This window comes from Chloroflexota bacterium, from assembly GCA_011322445.1.
GTDB lineage: Bacteria > Chloroflexota > Anaerolineae > Anaerolineales > DRMV01 > DRMV01.
On the sequence record DRMV01000048.1, the window covers coordinates 17,934 to 32,393 of the forward strand.

The following is a 14,460-nucleotide window of genomic DNA, read 5'->3' on the forward strand; positions in this document are numbered from 1 at the left end:
TCGCAATCTCTACACCATCGCGAGACCGGCAAACGTCGCAAAGCCGCGACCGTTGCGCATCCACAATTCCACCGGATGCTCACGGATGTAACCATGACCGCCCAGCACCTGCACCGCGCGGTCGGTGACCATCATCGCCATATCGGAAGCCGCCACATGGGCAAGATAGGCATGCTTGTAGAGATCATCCTTGCCTTTGTCCAACTTCCACGCGGCTTCCCACACCAGCAGACGGACGCCTTCGATTTCGGTCGCCATCTCGGCCAGCATGAAGGCAATGGCCTGTTTCTGACCGATCTTCACGCCGAAAGCCTCACGGTCTTTGGCGTAGTCAATGGCGTATTCCAGCGCTGCGCGGGACATACCCACCGCGAGTGCGGCATTCGCAACCCACATGGAAGCCTGCAACAGCGCAAAATCGTGGCCTTCCGGCCCGCCCAGGCGGTTTTCTTTGGGAATGCGCACGCCTTCGAACTTTACACGATAAAGCGGCAGCGCGTGCACGCCCAGCAGTTTGTGCCGCTCGACCACGCTCACCCCCTCAGCACCCTTGGGCACAATAAAGCCCTGGGTTTTGCCGTCCAGTTTGGCATACACAATCATGCCCTCATAACCCTCGGCAAAAGGCACGTAAACCTTCTCGCCAGTGATGACATACGCGTCCCCGTCTTCCTCAGCCACAGTCTGCAAATCGTTGGCGTCGAAATCGAACTTCCATTCAATGAGCGCTGAGGTGTAAGGCTTCCACTCAGCCTCGATGACCGGCGGGATGAGTTCCTGCTTCTGCTCCTCGGAACCCACCATCAAAATCGGCAACACATACAGGCTGGGCGCCATCACGGCCAGGGAAGCCGCCAAGTCGCCCCAGGCCATCTCTTCCGCCGCCAACACACTGGTTACCGCCGACCGCTCGCCAAACCCGCCGTATTCCTCAGGCACCGAGGCTTGCAGAATGCCGAGTTCCCAACCTTTTTCCACCAAATCCATCGAAAGTTGGGCTTCTTCGTCAGCATCCCGCATGGCGGGGCGCAGGTCGTTGGCGGCATACCGCTTGACGGCATCCACCAACATGCGTTGTTCTTCAGAAGGCTCAAACGAATACATAGGCCACACTCCTCTCGAAAGGTTTGGGATGCCGCCCCAGGCGGGGACAGTGGTGCTGCCCCCGCCCTGCGGGACACCCCTCCATCCATCCGAAACGGCGTCTCACATCGAAACGCCCGTTTTCACCAACCGACGATAACGAATCGGCGCTTCCGGGTCGGCTTCCACTTCCTGCAAATTGTCGATACCCAGGAAGCCCCGCTCATACAAATACTCTACGTGGGCACCGGCCTCGCTGAGCGCCAGCAAGACGTTGTAACCGCCCACCTTCCCAAACATAAACCGGGAAGCCTCGGCCACGGTATGCGGCGTTTCCAGGAAGCCCAGCAAAGCATTCAGCCGCTCCCGATGGGTTGCCCGAATGGCGGCAATGCGCGCTGGAATATCCTCCACCGGGCGCTTGTGCCCCCCCAACGCCACTCGCACGCCCTCCAGCCAGCCTTCCACCCGCGCGAGCGATTCCAGATAATGCCCCAACCCGGTGGAAAGCGTGATGCTTTCCGGCGATTGGTGCGGGCTGATTTCGGAAAGGACATGATCGCCCGCAAACAACACCTCATCCAGCCGGATGACCACATGGCCGGGGCAATGGCCGGGCGTGTGCAACATCTCCAGGGGGCCAAGGCGCATGCCCACGGCTTCGTAAGTAAAATCTACCGGCACCGAGCGGAAAAACATTTTGGGCATGGTATACATTGCCAGCAGTTCCTGCCGCCGCTCGGCCCGCACGCCGGCCTGCGCCAGGAAGCGTTCCAGGCGGCTGGAAGCCACCGCGAGCCGCTCCTCGTAATTGGTCAGCGTGCGGCGGGCCAATTCGTGCACGCCCACTTTGGCATCGGTGCGGGTTTTCAGGAAGCCCAGCCCCCCAAAATGGTCAATGTGCCCATGCGTAATCAAAATGTGCGTCAGGTCTTCCGGCCCAAAAGACTGCCCCAACACCTCGCCAGCCCAGCGGAACCCCGCCAACAACCCCTCGTTGGCGCTATCCACCCCCGACCCGGTGTCAATCAGCACGCGCAGGTCGTCCGTCACCACCAGGTACGCACACGCCCAGAAGCCGGGGAAGGCTTCCAGGGGCAGGCGGAACACTTGCGCGCCGCTGCGGGTGCGGAAGTGCATCCGCTCACAGCGTTGGGTTGTGGGGATGGTGTCCATTGTGCCGTCCTTAGCCCGCGGCCTTGTCGGCGTTGGTGGGCATGCAATCGGGCAAAACCAGGCTTCGCAAAGCCACCCGAGCAAAATAAGTGCCGATTTCCTCGGGGGTAAGCGGCCCCGAAGGGCGGTACCAGATGACCAGCCAGTTGATCATGCCCAAAAGGGCCTTGGCCGCCAGCGAAGGATCCTCGGCCTGGAAAGTGCCCGCGCGTTGTCCTTCCAGAAGCAACTCCCGCCACAGGCGCTCATAGGCATCGCGCCGCTTGACATGCTGGGCGCGCACCTCGGGCTCCAAAAAGCGAAACTCTAAAAGCAAAACTGCGGCCAGGTCTCGGTTCTCGGCGAGCACACGGGTATAGCCGAGCACAGCCTGCCGCAGTTTCTCTTCGGGCGGGGCTTCCATAGCCAAAACGCCCTGCATTTGCTCGATGAGCAAATCCAGGGCGCGATCAAGCAAAGCCACAAGGATTTCCTGCTTGCTGGCCACGTGATGATAAAGGCTGGCCTTTTGTAAGTGGACGGCATGGGCAATATCCTGCATCGAGGCCGCGTGATACCCCTTGCGGCGGAAAATACGCGCCGCAGCCTCGAGGATATCTTCGCGAGTGACAGGCGTACGAGGTGCCAAAGAAGCATCAACCATCAGCGCATTCCTCAGAGAACCAACCCTCGCCCTACCGACCGGTTGGTTGGTGTCTTGAGTATAACGAAAAGGCAGAGAAATGTCAAGCGCCACCGCCCTTCCATTGCACCTATAACCAAACTGGCATAAAATTCAAGCGGTTGTCGTGGCTTTGTGAGGGCATCTCAATATAGCCCAAAGCGCACCCTTCCTACGCTGCTTGTGCTTGCGCCTTCAACTCAAAGTAGGTGAAAGGAGACACCACCATGACGATCCATCATCGCAAACTGTGGGGAATTCTCGCACTGGTTATCGGCTTCTTCCCGGCGCTCAGCGGCTTGCTGATCCTGTTGGGCCACGGAAACGGCAGCAGCGCGCTGATCACAGGAGGGCTGGTAATTCTCTTCGGCATCGCGCTGCTCACACAGCCTTACTTCGAAGTACACGACCACAACATCATCTTATACAGCCTGGTTGGCACCAAAGAGGTGATAGAATTCAACTCGCTGCAGGATGTAGAAATCAAGAACAACAAAGTCTACGTCCGCCTTCCCAATGGCAAAGTCAAGCGCGTGCAGGCATCCAGGTTCATGGCCGCCAAGCGCGATTGGGAAACCTTCGTGCAAAAGGTGCAACAAGCCCATTCCGCATGACGTTGCACGCCTTCCCCATAAAGCCCCGGCGCCCCCTACCTCCCCCACATTCCAGCAAGATACGCTATAATCTCGGCACGCCTTCCTCTTGCAATCGCGCCGTAGCCGCGGCATTCCCCTTCCCCTTCAACCATGATTCCTCGCACCCTCACCCTCTCCGGCTTCCTTTCCTATCGCGAACCCGTCACGGTCGATTTCACCCCTATCACCTTAGCCTGCATCAGCGGCCCCAACGGGGCAGGCAAATCGACCCTGCTCGACGCGATCACCTGGGCGCTCTTCGGCCAGGCGCGCCAGCGCGGCGACGGCGTGATCAACACCGCTGCCGAAAAGGCTACCGCCTCGGTTTCCTTTGAATTTTCCTACGAAGAAAACATCTATCGCGTGCAGCGCACCCGCGCGCGGGGTAAAAGCACCACGCTGGAATTCCAACTGCGGCTACCCGACGGTGCCTGGAAACCCCTTACCGCTGGCAGCGTGCGAGAAACCCAGACCCGCATCGAAGAAACGCTGCGCATGGACTACGACACCTTCATCCATGCCTCGTTCTTCTTACAAGGCGAAGCCGACAAATTTTCGCGGGAACGCCCGGGCAAACGCAAAGAGGTGTTGGGGCGCATTTTAGGGCTGGGGGTGTGGGAGACCTACCGCGAAGCCACCGCCGAGCGCCGCCGCGCTGCCGAAGCCGAAATCAACCGCCTCGATGGCCGAATGGCCGAAATGCGCGCGGAAATTGCCCACGAAGCCGCCATCGCGGCCCAACTTCGCGAGGTAGAAGCCGACATCGCCCGCCTGAGCGAAGCCGCCGAGGCCCAGGAAGCCCTGTTGCGGGAATACGCCCGCGCCCAGGCGGCCTTGGAGCAACAACGCCTGCTGGTAGGCGAACTGGAAGCCCAGATCGGACGACTGAAAACCAGCCTTACCGACCTCACCGCCCGCCTCGCCGAGCGAGAAACCGAACACGAAAAACTTCAAGCCTTGCTGGCGCGCGAAGACGCCATTCGCGCGGCCTATCAGGCATGGCAACGCGCCCGCGAGGAACTGAGCCGCTGGGAAACCCAGGCCGAGAAATTCCGTGCGTTGGATGAGGAACGCCAGCCACTGCTGCGCGCCATCCAGGCCGAAGAAGCCAGACACCGTGAAACGCTGGCCCACCTGGAGCAACAAGCCCGGCAAGCCGCCGAGGCCCGCCAAAACCTCACCGCAGTAGAAAAAGACCTGGCCGAAGCCGAAGCCGCACTGAGCGAAATCGAAAAAGCCATCGAAGCCGCCAAAGCCGCCGAGAGCCGCCGCGACGAACTCACCCAACGCCTCAGCGAACTGGCGGCCCGCCGCGACCGTCTCAAACAAGAAGGTAACGACTTCAAAGCCCGCATCGCCCGGCTGGAAAGCGTCACCACCCCCTCTTGCCCCCTCTGCGGCCAGCCGCTCACCGAGGCCCACAAAGCCGACATCCTCGCCCAGTGGCAGGCGCAAGTCGACGCCCTGCGCGCCGATTATCAGGCCGTCAACGACGAAATCAAAGCCCTGCGCGCCGAGCACGCCGCGGCCCAGAGCGAACTCGCCCGGCTGCCGGGGCTGCAAAAGCAGGCCCGCGCCCTGGCTGAGCATCGCGGCAGCCTGCTCAACCGCCGGCAAGCCCTGCAAGAAACCCTCGAACAGTGGGAAAAAGAAGGCCAGACGCGGCTGGAAACCTTGCGCCGCACGCTGGAAAGGGGCGATTTTGCCCGCGAAGCCCGCACCCGCCTCAAAGCCCTGGACGACCGCCTGCGGGAACTGGGCTACGACCCCGCCGCCCATGCCGAAGCCCGTCGCGCCGAAGAAGCCGCCCGCACCGCCGAAGCCGAATGGCAGGCGCTGGAAAGCGCGCGCGCGGTGCTGCAACACCTCGACCGGGAAACCGCCGACCTGCGCGCTCAAATTCAAACCCTCGAGGCCCAACTCAAACCCCTACGCGCCCGCCACACCAAGGCTTACCGCCAACTGCAAGCCGCCGAAAGCCAAAGTCCCGACACCGCCACGGCCGAGCGCAAACTGGCCGACCTGCGCGAGCGCATCGCCGAACTGCAAAAAGCCCGCGGCGGCCTGCAACAACAGGCCCACCTCATTGCCAAGTACAAGCACAACCTCGAAGAACTCAACGCCCGCCGCGAGGCCATCGCCCGCGACGTGGGGCGCTTCAAGACCCTGGAAACCGCCTTCGGACGCAACGGCATTCCCAGCCTGCTGATTGAGCAAGCCCTCCCGCTGCTGGAAGAGGAAGCCAACCGCATTCTGGAGCGGCTGACCGACGGCCAAATGCACGTCCACTTCCGCACCCAGGCGCCTTACAAAGACGTCAAACGCAAAGACATGAAAGAGACGCTGGACATCATCATCAGCGATGCCTACGGCCAGCGCGATTACGAAAGTTATTCCGGCGGCGAGGCTTTCCGGGTCGATTTTGCCATTCGGGTGGCATTAGCCCGCCTCCTGGCCCATCGCGCCGGCGCGCGGCTGCAAACGCTGGTCATCGACGAAGGTTTCGGCAGCCAGGATGCCGAAGGCCGCCAGCGCCTGCTGGAAGCCATCCGTGCCGTGCAAGACGACTTCGCCAAGATTTTGGTCATCACCCACATTGAGGAATTGAAAGAAGCCTTCCCTGCCCGCATCGAAGTGCGCAAAACCCCGCGCGGTTCACAAGTGGAAGTGGTGCTGGTATAACGCCCCCCCTCAGCCCATGCTCAGCCTTCAGCGCAAATAAATCGGGTTGCTAAAAATCCACCCCCGGCGGCGCCCCCAGGCATGCAGGTAAGCCTCAATCCGGTAAGCCCCCGGGCTCGTCACAGTGGCAGTGCAAATTTCGCGCCCTTTCCAGCGTTGCACGACCTCACCGTGACGGACGAGGCGGCATTCTGCCTTGCGCGGCAGGCGAATTTTCAAAGTGACGCCGCCATTGAGCGGCAAGGTTTCGCCCATGGTGGCTTCCCTGCGCTCACCGGTCGCCGTAAAGCGGAACCCCCGCGTGCTGGCGGGCAGGTCGTAACCCACAAAGCCGCGGCCTTCGTGCAGGGCCGCATAAATCACCCGCCGGTCGTGTTCCAGCCGCCCATTCAGCGGTTCGGCAAGGAGCAAATGGGTGGTGATGGCGCGAAAGTGCTTTTCGTAAGGGAACAACCTCAAGCGCAGCGGCCCCAGCCGGTAAACATTGGCATGGGCATCGGCCCCACCCACCGCGGCCACGTGCTTTCCCGCCGCGAGCAGGCTATCCCAACGGGCCAGGGCTTCCCGATAAGGCCCCACCGCCACTTGATGGAAAAAGAGGCTGTAAAAGAGAATGTGCACGGGGGTTTTGAGGTGTCCTTTGAACTCGCTCAACGCGTTCCAGATTTCCAGACCGGTATAGCCCTCGGCGTCCCAGGCTTCCCACGAGATGTCAGGCTCCCCCACCAGCGGAGCAGCGGGGTCCACCGGGTGGGCAATGAAGGCCATTCCCCCCGCCTGGGCCACGGCCTGAAACAGCCGGGCCGGATCATGGGCATAAGGCGCCATTTCGCGCCCCGCGCCGAAGACCAGGGTGTGGTTTTTCTGCGGTTCGCGGGTCGGGTCGTGCACTTCTTCCCCCACCAGCAACACCACGCGCCGGCCGTCACGAACATAGACTTTCTCAGCGCCTTCCACCCAAACGTTATGGTCGGTGACAATCACCGCATCGACCCCGGCCCGCAGCGCAGCCTCGGCAATTTCGCGATGGGTGCCCGCCCCATCGGAGAAGCGGGTGTGCATGTGCAAAGCGATAATGGCTTCGTGCCAGGCAGAAGGCATGTTTGACGATTCCTTGGGGGGAAGGTATAATCGGGTGGCCTGAAAACAGGCGATGTCACGCAGCGAGGAGGACGCTTTGGAAACCTATCTGGATATTGCCCTGATTATAACCTCAATTGCCCTGATCGCCATCGTGGTGCTGCAAAGCAAAGGCGCCGGGCTGGGTGGGCTGACCGGCTCGGATATGGGCACCGTGTTCAGCGCCCGCCGCGGGCTGGAAAAGACCTTCTTCCACCTCACCATCGCGTTGAGCGTGTTGTTCTTCGCGCTGACCCTGGCGGTGGTGCTGGTCTCTAAGGCGGCAGGGTAGGCGCCGACTTCACCATGACCCCACAAAGCAGTTTCTTCCGCCGCTTTCGCTGGCAGTTGCTGTTGGCACTGATGGCAGCGATTGCGGTGGCTTTTTTGCTTTTAGGGCAAAAGCCCCCCGCGACGACACCCGGCAGCGTCGCCCCGGCACCCAAGCGCGGCGGCGTGTACACCGAGGCGTTGATCGGCACCATCAGCCGCCTGAACCCGCTGCTGGATAGCGGTAACCAGCCCGACCGCGATGTCGACCGCTTGCTCTATTGCAGCCTGATTGTGTTCGACGCGCGCGGCCTGCCGCAGCCCGGCATTGCCGAATCGTGGGGCATTTCGCACGACGGCACCACCTACAACTTCGCCCTGCGCAAAGACGCCAAATGGCACGATGGGCAGCCCGTCACGGTCGATGACGTCATTTTCACCATCCAGTTGATGAGCAACGACGCCATCCCCCTGCCGCCCGACATTCGCGCCCTCTGGAAAGCCGTCAAATACAAAGCCTTAGACGCCCACACCCTGCAACTGCGTCTGCCGGAAGCCTTTGCCCCCTTCCTGGATTACCTCACCTTTGGCATTCTGCCCAAGCACGTTTGGGAAAACATCCCGCCGGAGCAAATGGTCAACGCGCCCCAAAACCTGGAACCCGTGGGCTGCGGGCCTTACCGTTTCGACCACCTGGTGGTAGAAAACGGCAAGATCAAGGGCATCGCGCTGCGCGCTTTCGACGACTACTTCGGAGGCCGGCCTTACATTGACCGCATGGTCTTCCGCTATTACTCCACGGCCCAAGAAGCCCTGCAAGCCTATCGCGACGGCGAAGTGCTGGGCATTCAACGCATCACCCCCGACATCCTGGCCGACGCGCTGCGGGAACGCAACTTGAACTTCTACACCACCCGCCTGCCGCGGATGACCCTTGTGTTGTTCAACCTGGGCAACAAGGAAGTCGGCTTCCTGCAAGACAAGACCGTGCGTCACGCCCTCTACCTCGGCCTGAACCGCCGCTGGATGATCGACCACGTCCTCGACGGGCAAGCCTTCGAGGCCACCGGGCCGATTTTCCCCGGCACATGGGCCTATTACGACAAACTGCAACCCACGCCCTACAACCCCGACAAAGCCATCAGCCTGCTGAAAGACGACAAATTCGTCATCCCGGCAGGCGGCGGCAATGTGCGTGAAAAGAACGGCCAACCCCTGGCCTTCACCCTGGTTTACCCCGACGACGCCCACCATGCCGCGCTGGCCCAGGCCATCCAGCACGATTGGGCGGCGTTGGGCGTCAAGGTGACGCTGAAAGGCGTGCCTTACGAAAAACTGATTGCCAACTACCTCGACCCGCGCACCTACGAAGTGGCGCTGGTCGACCTCGACCTGACCCGCTCGCCCGACCCCGACCCCTACCCCTTCTGGCATCAAAGCCAGGCCACCAACGGCCAAAACTACACCATGTGGGATAACCGCCGGGCGAGCGAATATCTGGAACAGGCGCGCATCACCCCCGACATCGCCCAACGCCAAAAACTCTACTACAACTTCCAGGTACTCTTCCAGAAAGAACTCCCCGCCCTCCCCCTGTTCTACCCGGTCTACACCTACGCCGTCGATGAGCAGGTGGGCGGCATCCGCATCGGGCCGGTGTTCGACCTGAGCGACCGCTTCCGCAACGTGACGCAGTGGTTCCTGGTGGCGCAAGGCAAAGCCGTACCCGTCACAGCCAACCCTACCACCACCCCTGCACCATAGCCTGCACCGTTCCCCCCTGCACTCCCGCCGCCGACCGCCTTCCGGTCGGCGGTTTTGGCTTCCCGGCACCCCGCGGTACAATTACCGCATGGACGGCGACATTTTTTCACCCGTGATGGCACAGGACGAAGAAGGCATGATGCGCCCCACCCGGGTTGTGGTCAACCTGGACGCGCTGGCGGCCAACTTCCACGCCATCCGGCAGCGGGTGGCCCCGGCGAAAGTCATGCCCATCCTCAAGGCCAACGCCTACGGGCACGGGCTGGTGCCGGTGGCGCGGCTGATGGCTTCCCTCGGCGCCGACTACCTCGGCGTGGCCGTGCTGGAAGAGGGCATTCTGCTGCGGCAGGCAGGCATCCGCACGCCCATTCTGGTGCTCGGCGGCATCTGGGGCAGCCAGATTCCCCTCTTCCTCAAATACGACCTCACACTGACGGCCTCTTCGATTGAAAAACTCGCCCAAATCGACCAGGCCGCCGAAGCGCTGAAAACCACGGCGCGGGTACACCTCAAAATCGACACCGGTATGGAGCGCATCGGCGTGCACGATTACAGCGCCGAGGCCTTCCTGCAAGCCGCTCTGCACAGCCGCCATGTGCAGGTGGAGGGCATCTTCAGCCACTTCGCCAACGCCGACGCCGCCGACCCCGCTTCCGCCCGCCTGCAACTGGAACGCTTCCACGAGGTGCTGCGCTTTTACGAGCGCCGCAGCCTGCCCCCGCCCCTGCGCCACATGGCCAATTCCGCCGCCGTGCTGCGCCTGCCGGAAGCCACTTTCGACATGGTGCGCCCCGGCATCCTGCTCTACGGCGTGTACCCCTCGCCCGAAGTGCCCCGCACGGTGGCCGTGCGCCCCGCCCTCACCTGGAAGACGCGCGTCGTGTATTTCAAAGTCACCCAACCCGGCCGCCCCGTCAGTTACGGCTGGACCTGGACGCCGAAAAAGCAGACCCGCATCGTCACCCTACCGGTGGGCTACGGCGACGGCTACTTCCGCGCCATGTCCAACAAGGCGCAGGTGCTCATCCGCGGCCGGCGCTACCCCCAGGTAGGACGCATTTGCATGGACCAGATGATGGTGAACATCGGCTGGGAAACCGCCTACAACGGCGACGAAGTGGTGCTCATCGGCGAACAGGGCCGCGAGCGCATCACGGTGGAAGACCTGGCCGCGTGGGCGGGCACGATTCCCTACGAAGTGCTGACCAACATCAACACCCGCGTACCCCGCGTGTACATCGGCAGCCCGGCCCACCGCGCCGCCGCCCTGCCCGAGGAGCAAAAGGGAACCACCGATTCCGCAGAAAAATATCCACCGATTTCACAGATTGGCACCGATTGAACGATGGGCAGAACAACACCCCGCCCCACTGCCCCACACTCCCCCCACAGCAGGGCTGAGCAACTGCAAATTTGGGAAAAGCCCCTGACTACCTGACTATCTGACTATCTGACTATCTGACTACCTGACTCCCCCATGCCCACCTTTTCCTTCCCCGGCAAGACCTTCCACATGCCGCCGCCTGCCCACCTGCAGGTGGAAAGCGTGGTCGCGCCGTCAGAAGCCGCCACCGTCCCCGAAGCCAACCGCCTGCTCTGGGGCGACAACCTCGCCCTGATGGCCGCCCTGCTGCCCCGGTGGGAAGGCCGCATCCCGCTGATTTACGCCGACCCGCCGTTCTTTACCAACCGCCGCTACCGGGCGCGCGTCGGCCGCGGGGAGGATTCCCGCAAGCCCCACACCTGGCAACTCGCCGAAGGCTACGCCGACCGCTGGCCTTCGCTGGACGCTTACCTTGCCTTCCTCTACCCCCGCCTGGTGCTGATGCACCGCCTGCTGGCCCCCACCGGCACCCTCTACCTGCACCTGGACTGGCACGCCGCCCCCTACGCCCGCCTGCTGCTCGACGAAATTTTCGGCCCCCGAAGGCTGATCAACGAAATCGTGTGGGTCTATCACGGCCCCTCGCCCATCCGCCGCGCCTTCAACCGCAAACACGACACCATCCTTGTCTATGCGAAAAGCGCAGCCTACACCTTCAACGCCGACGCGGTGCGGGTGCCCTACCACCCCAACACCGTGGCGACCTTCAAATCGTCGCCCAAAGCCGGTTTCGGCAAGGTGCCCGACCTGAAACGCGGCAAAGTGCCGGAAGACTGGTGGTACTTTCCCGTGGTGGCGCGGCTGCACAACGAGCGCACCGGCTACCCCACCCAAAAGCCGGAAGCCCTGCTGGAACGCATCCTCCTGGCTTCTTCCCACGCAGGCGACCTGGTGGCCGATTTCTTCTGCGGTTCGGGCACGCTGGCAGCAGTGGCGGCGCGGTTGGGGCGGCGCTTCCTCTGCGCCGATGCCACCCTGCGCGCCGTGCAGACGGCGCGGCTGCGGCTGATGCGGGAAGGCGTGGCCTTCACGGTGGAAGCCGACGCCGCCCTGACCTGGCCGTGGCAGCCTTTCCCCCAAGCATGGCAGCCGCGACTGGAGGCTGGACAGGTGCACCTGCCGCCCGAAGCCCTGGCCGAGGCCGAAGGCTGGGAAGTCGGCTTCATGGCCGACGGCATTTTCCACAGCACAGCGCAGGCCGTGCGGCCGCTGCGAGGCACGAACCCGCCTCGCGCGGCCCTGCCCTTAAACACCACACACCGCCCGTGGGCGGTGCGTCTCTTCTCAACAGGGGGAGAAGGATGGCTCTTTCAGGCAGCCGCTTCCCCTTCCGGCTCCGGCACTGGCTTGCCATCGGGGTGAAAACGGTACCCCACCCCGCGCAAAGTTTCCAAAAAACGCGGCCGACGGGGGTCGTCTTCCAGCGCACGCCGCAGCCAGGCCACATGCACCTGCAGCGTGCGAATATCGCCCAGGTAGGTGGTTTCCCACACCTCACGGAACAGGTCGTGATAGGGAATGACCTGATGAGGGCGCGCCATGAACACTTTGAGCAAGCGTAACATGCGGGGCGTCAGGCGGTGCTCCCGCCCGTGGCAACGCACAACCCGCCGCTGCTCATCCAACGCCACAGCCCCCACCCGGTGCCACTGCGCTTCGCTCGGCAACAGGCGGTGAATGCGGTTGAGCAACTTGCGGGTGGTGAAAGGCAACGTCAGCGTGTAAGAAACCGGCGCATTGGCCTTGGGCGGCGCCTCGGGAGAAGCGATCAACAAAAGGGGCAACGTTTCCGGGGCAACGCTGCGCAAGCCTTTGGCAATGCGATACCCACTGGTGCCAAACGACGCCGCGTAGAGCACCACCAGGTCGGGCGTAAAGGTGTGCAACCATTCGCGCGCGGCTTTGCCCGACGAGACAACGTGCAAATCGTAACCGCGCTTGCGCAGCGCGGGCACAAACTCCGGCACCCGCACGCGGCGGTTCTCGATCCACAAAATCTGATAGTCCGTCTTCCGCTTGGCAGCCATCGCAACCCTGAACAGCAGGAAATCCCCATGTGGGGTGCCTGCCATTATAACCCGGAAGCCCGCCGCTCGGCGATAGGAATTTTGGGGGAATGCCCCCTGCCGCCAGCCCCCCCCAACCGCCCAACCGCCCCCCAACTGGGCGTATAATCAAGCCACAGCCCGCTTCATCCTTCGCCAACGAGGTGCCCCATGGCTCAACAAGCAGATATGCCCACACGCATTCGGGAAAACTACACCCACGTGCTGGAACGCATCGCCGCCGCGGCCCAACGCGTCCACCGCGCGCCGGAAACGGTCCGGCTGGTGGTGGTGACCAAAGGGCAGCCAGTGGAAAAGGCCCAGGCAGCCGTGCTCGCAGGGGCGCGGGATCTGGGCGAGAACTACCCCGAAGAAGGCGTTGCCAAAATGGCCGTCATCACCCAACCCGACGTGCGCTGGCACATGATCGGGCACGTGCAGCGACGCAAAGCCCGGCTGGTGATTTCCCACTACGACATGCTGCATTCGCTGGACAGGCTGGCACTGGCCCAGCGGCTGGAAACGCTGGCAGCAGAGGCCAGGCGAGTGCTGCCTGTGCTGCTGGAGTTCAACGTTGGCGGCGAGGAAAGCAAGTTTGGCTGGCCCGCCTGGGACGAAACCCAATGGGAAGCCCTGCTACCCGATGTGGAAGCCGTCGTTGCCTTCCCCCACCTGGAAGTACGCGGCGTGATGACCGTGCCGCCGCCAGTCCCCCAGGCCGAAGCGGCCCGCCCCTATTTCCGCCGCCTGCGGGCCCTGCGCGATTTCCTCGCCCGCCGCTTCCCGCAAGCCTCGTGGGATGAACTTTCTATGGGCATGAGCGCCGACTTCGAAGTGGCGGTGGAAGAAGGTGCAACCATCGTGCGGGTGGGCACCGCCATTCTGGGCCCGCGCCCGCCGAAAAAGTAGCGACAGCAACGCTCTGCCTCCACCGAGCCTTCCCTGCTACGCGCCGGCAGCCAGGCCAAGGTCTGTTATAATTGCAGCATGGAAATCACCTGGTACGGACATTCCTGCTTTCGCCTCACCCAGCGGCGCATGACGACCATTGTCGCCGACCCGTACGATCCTGCCGCGGTGGGGCTGCCGCCGCTGAAGTTGAAAGCCGACGTCGTCACCATCAGCACCGACGCGCCCGGCCATAACAACCTCAAAGCCGTCCGTGGCGTGCGGCACGTGTTAACCGGCCCCGGCGAGTACGAAATCGGCGGGGTGTTCATCACAGCCATCCACACCAATGGAAAAGGCAAAAGCCAGGGCGAACAGCCCCGCAATACCCTTTTCCTGTTCGACTACGACGGCCTGACGGTCGCTCACCTCGGGAACATGCGCCGCGTGCCCACCCAGGCCGAAGTCGAAGCCCTGGGCACTGTGCACGTCGCCCTGGTGCCGGTGGGCGGAGGCAGCGCCTTGAGCGCTGCAAAAGCCGCCGAGGTCATCAGCGTGCTGGAGCCTTCCATCGTGGTGCCCATGCACTACCACCTCCCTGGCACAACCCCCAAACTGGAAAGCGTGACGCGCTTCCTCAAAGAAATGGGCGTGGAAGGGGTCTCGCCGGTGCCGGTGCTCAAAGTGACACGCTCCAGCATCCCCGACGAACTGCAAGTCGTGGTGCTGGAAAATGCCAATGCACCGTCGTGA

The 14,460-nt window shown here is 62.8% G+C and carries 13 protein-coding genes; 8 read left to right on the forward strand and 5 right to left on the reverse strand.

Annotation, left to right across the window (positions count from 1 at the left end; all coding sequences use genetic code 11):
• Positions 1-9 precede the first annotated feature (9 nt).
• From ENJ54_10570 to ENJ54_10580, 3 genes are all read right to left on the reverse strand, one after another.
• Positions 10-1,104 carry an acyl-CoA dehydrogenase gene (locus tag ENJ54_10570; GenBank protein HFC10274.1) on the reverse strand — a complete coding sequence of 365 codons (1,095 nt, stop codon included), beginning with the start codon at positions 1,102-1,104 and terminating at the stop codon, positions 10-12.
• A gap of 102 nt (positions 1,105-1,206) precedes the next feature.
• Complete coding sequence (locus ENJ54_10575; protein ID HFC10275.1) at positions 1,207-2,259, reverse strand: MBL fold metallo-hydrolase; 1,053 nt, start codon at positions 2,257-2,259, stop codon at positions 1,207-1,209.
• 10 nt (positions 2,260-2,269) lie between these two features.
• Positions 2,270-2,902 carry a TetR/AcrR family transcriptional regulator gene (locus tag ENJ54_10580; GenBank protein ID HFC10276.1) on the reverse strand — a complete coding sequence of 211 codons (633 nt, stop codon included), beginning with the start codon at positions 2,900-2,902 and terminating at the stop codon, positions 2,270-2,272.
• Between the two features lie 245 nt (positions 2,903-3,147).
• Between ENJ54_10580 and ENJ54_10585 the strand changes: the two genes are divergently transcribed.
• Both ENJ54_10585 and ENJ54_10590 read left to right on the forward strand, forming a co-directional pair.
• Positions 3,148-3,534: a hypothetical protein gene (locus tag ENJ54_10585; protein HFC10277.1), complete on the forward strand. Its 387-nt coding sequence runs from the start codon at positions 3,148-3,150 to the stop codon at positions 3,532-3,534.
• 132 nt (positions 3,535-3,666) lie between these two features.
• Positions 3,667-6,237: an SMC family ATPase gene (locus tag ENJ54_10590; GenBank protein ID HFC10278.1), complete on the forward strand. Its 2,571-nt coding sequence runs from the start codon at positions 3,667-3,669 to the stop codon at positions 6,235-6,237.
• Positions 6,238-6,264: 27 nt separating this feature from the next.
• Here the strand turns inward: ENJ54_10590 and ENJ54_10595 are convergent, their stop codons facing one another.
• Complete coding sequence (locus ENJ54_10595; protein ID HFC10279.1) at positions 6,265-7,338, reverse strand: hypothetical protein; 1,074 nt, start codon at positions 7,336-7,338, stop codon at positions 6,265-6,267.
• Positions 7,339-7,390: 52 nt separating this feature from the next.
• On the opposite strand from ENJ54_10595, the gene secG reads away from it, so the two are divergent.
• The 4 genes from secG to ENJ54_10615 all read left to right on the forward strand — a co-directional run bounded on the left by secG (position 7,391) and on the right by ENJ54_10615 (position 12,136).
• The gene (gene secG / locus ENJ54_10600) at positions 7,391-7,648 is read left to right on the forward strand and encodes a preprotein translocase subunit SecG (GenBank protein HFC10280.1); all 258 of its coding nucleotides are present in this window, start codon (positions 7,391-7,393) and stop codon (positions 7,646-7,648) included.
• Positions 7,649-7,662: 14 nt separating this feature from the next.
• A complete protein-coding gene (locus tag ENJ54_10605; protein HFC10281.1) occupies positions 7,663-9,390 on the forward strand; it encodes a hypothetical protein in 1,728 nt (575 codons plus the stop codon).
• 88 nt (positions 9,391-9,478) lie between these two features.
• Positions 9,479-10,732 carry an alanine racemase gene (gene alr, locus ENJ54_10610; GenBank protein ID HFC10282.1) on the forward strand — a complete coding sequence of 418 codons (1,254 nt, stop codon included), beginning with the start codon at positions 9,479-9,481 and terminating at the stop codon, positions 10,730-10,732.
• A 135-nt stretch (positions 10,733-10,867) separates the two neighbouring features.
• Positions 10,868-12,136, forward strand: coding sequence for a site-specific DNA-methyltransferase (locus ENJ54_10615; GenBank protein HFC10283.1), 1,269 nt, complete (start codon positions 10,868-10,870; stop codon positions 12,134-12,136).
• On the opposite strand, the gene ENJ54_10620 is transcribed toward ENJ54_10615, so the two are convergent.
• On the reverse strand, positions 12,085-12,846 hold the full coding sequence (locus ENJ54_10620) for a response regulator transcription factor (protein HFC10284.1): 762 nt from the start codon (positions 12,844-12,846) through the stop codon (positions 12,085-12,087). The genes ENJ54_10615 and ENJ54_10620 overlap by 52 nt on opposite strands.
• 144 nt (positions 12,847-12,990) lie before the next feature.
• Between ENJ54_10620 and ENJ54_10625 the strand changes: the two genes are divergently transcribed.
• Positions 12,991-13,728 carry a YggS family pyridoxal phosphate-dependent enzyme gene (locus tag ENJ54_10625; GenBank protein ID HFC10285.1) on the forward strand — a complete coding sequence of 246 codons (738 nt, stop codon included), beginning with the start codon at positions 12,991-12,993 and terminating at the stop codon, positions 13,726-13,728.
• A 78-nt stretch (positions 13,729-13,806) separates the two neighbouring features.
• On the forward strand, positions 13,807-14,460 hold the full coding sequence (locus tag ENJ54_10630) for a lactamase (protein HFC10286.1): 654 nt from the start codon (positions 13,807-13,809) through the stop codon (positions 14,458-14,460).

Excerpts from the sequence above, each read along its gene's own strand:
- ENJ54_10620 (HFC10284.1), bottom strand. The coding sequence starts at position 12,846 with ATGGCAGGCACCCCACATGGGGATTTCCTGCTGTTCAGGGTTGCGATG.
- ENJ54_10615 (HFC10283.1), top strand. The coding sequence starts at position 10,868 with ATGCCCACCTTTTCCTTCCCCGGCAAGACCTTCCACATGCCGCCGCCT.
- ENJ54_10585 (HFC10277.1), top strand. The coding sequence starts at position 3,148 with ATGACGATCCATCATCGCAAACTGTGGGGAATTCTCGCACTGGTTATC.
- ENJ54_10590 (HFC10278.1), top strand. The coding sequence starts at position 3,667 with ATGATTCCTCGCACCCTCACCCTCTCCGGCTTCCTTTCCTATCGCGAA.
- ENJ54_10595 (HFC10279.1), bottom strand. The coding sequence starts at position 7,338 with ATGCCTTCTGCCTGGCACGAAGCCATTATCGCTTTGCACATGCACACC.
- ENJ54_10625 (HFC10285.1), top strand. The coding sequence starts at position 12,991 with ATGGCTCAACAAGCAGATATGCCCACACGCATTCGGGAAAACTACACC.
- ENJ54_10570 (HFC10274.1), bottom strand. The coding sequence starts at position 1,104 with ATGTATTCGTTTGAGCCTTCTGAAGAACAACGCATGTTGGTGGATGCC.
- ENJ54_10575 (HFC10275.1), bottom strand. The coding sequence starts at position 2,259 with ATGGACACCATCCCCACAACCCAACGCTGTGAGCGGATGCACTTCCGC.
- ENJ54_10630 (HFC10286.1), top strand. The coding sequence starts at position 13,807 with ATGGAAATCACCTGGTACGGACATTCCTGCTTTCGCCTCACCCAGCGG.
- ENJ54_10580 (HFC10276.1), bottom strand. The coding sequence starts at position 2,902 with ATGGTTGATGCTTCTTTGGCACCTCGTACGCCTGTCACTCGCGAAGAT.
- secG (HFC10280.1), top strand. The coding sequence starts at position 7,391 with ATGTCACGCAGCGAGGAGGACGCTTTGGAAACCTATCTGGATATTGCC.
- alr (HFC10282.1), top strand. The coding sequence starts at position 9,479 with ATGGACGGCGACATTTTTTCACCCGTGATGGCACAGGACGAAGAAGGC.
- ENJ54_10605 (HFC10281.1), top strand. The coding sequence starts at position 7,663 with ATGACCCCACAAAGCAGTTTCTTCCGCCGCTTTCGCTGGCAGTTGCTG.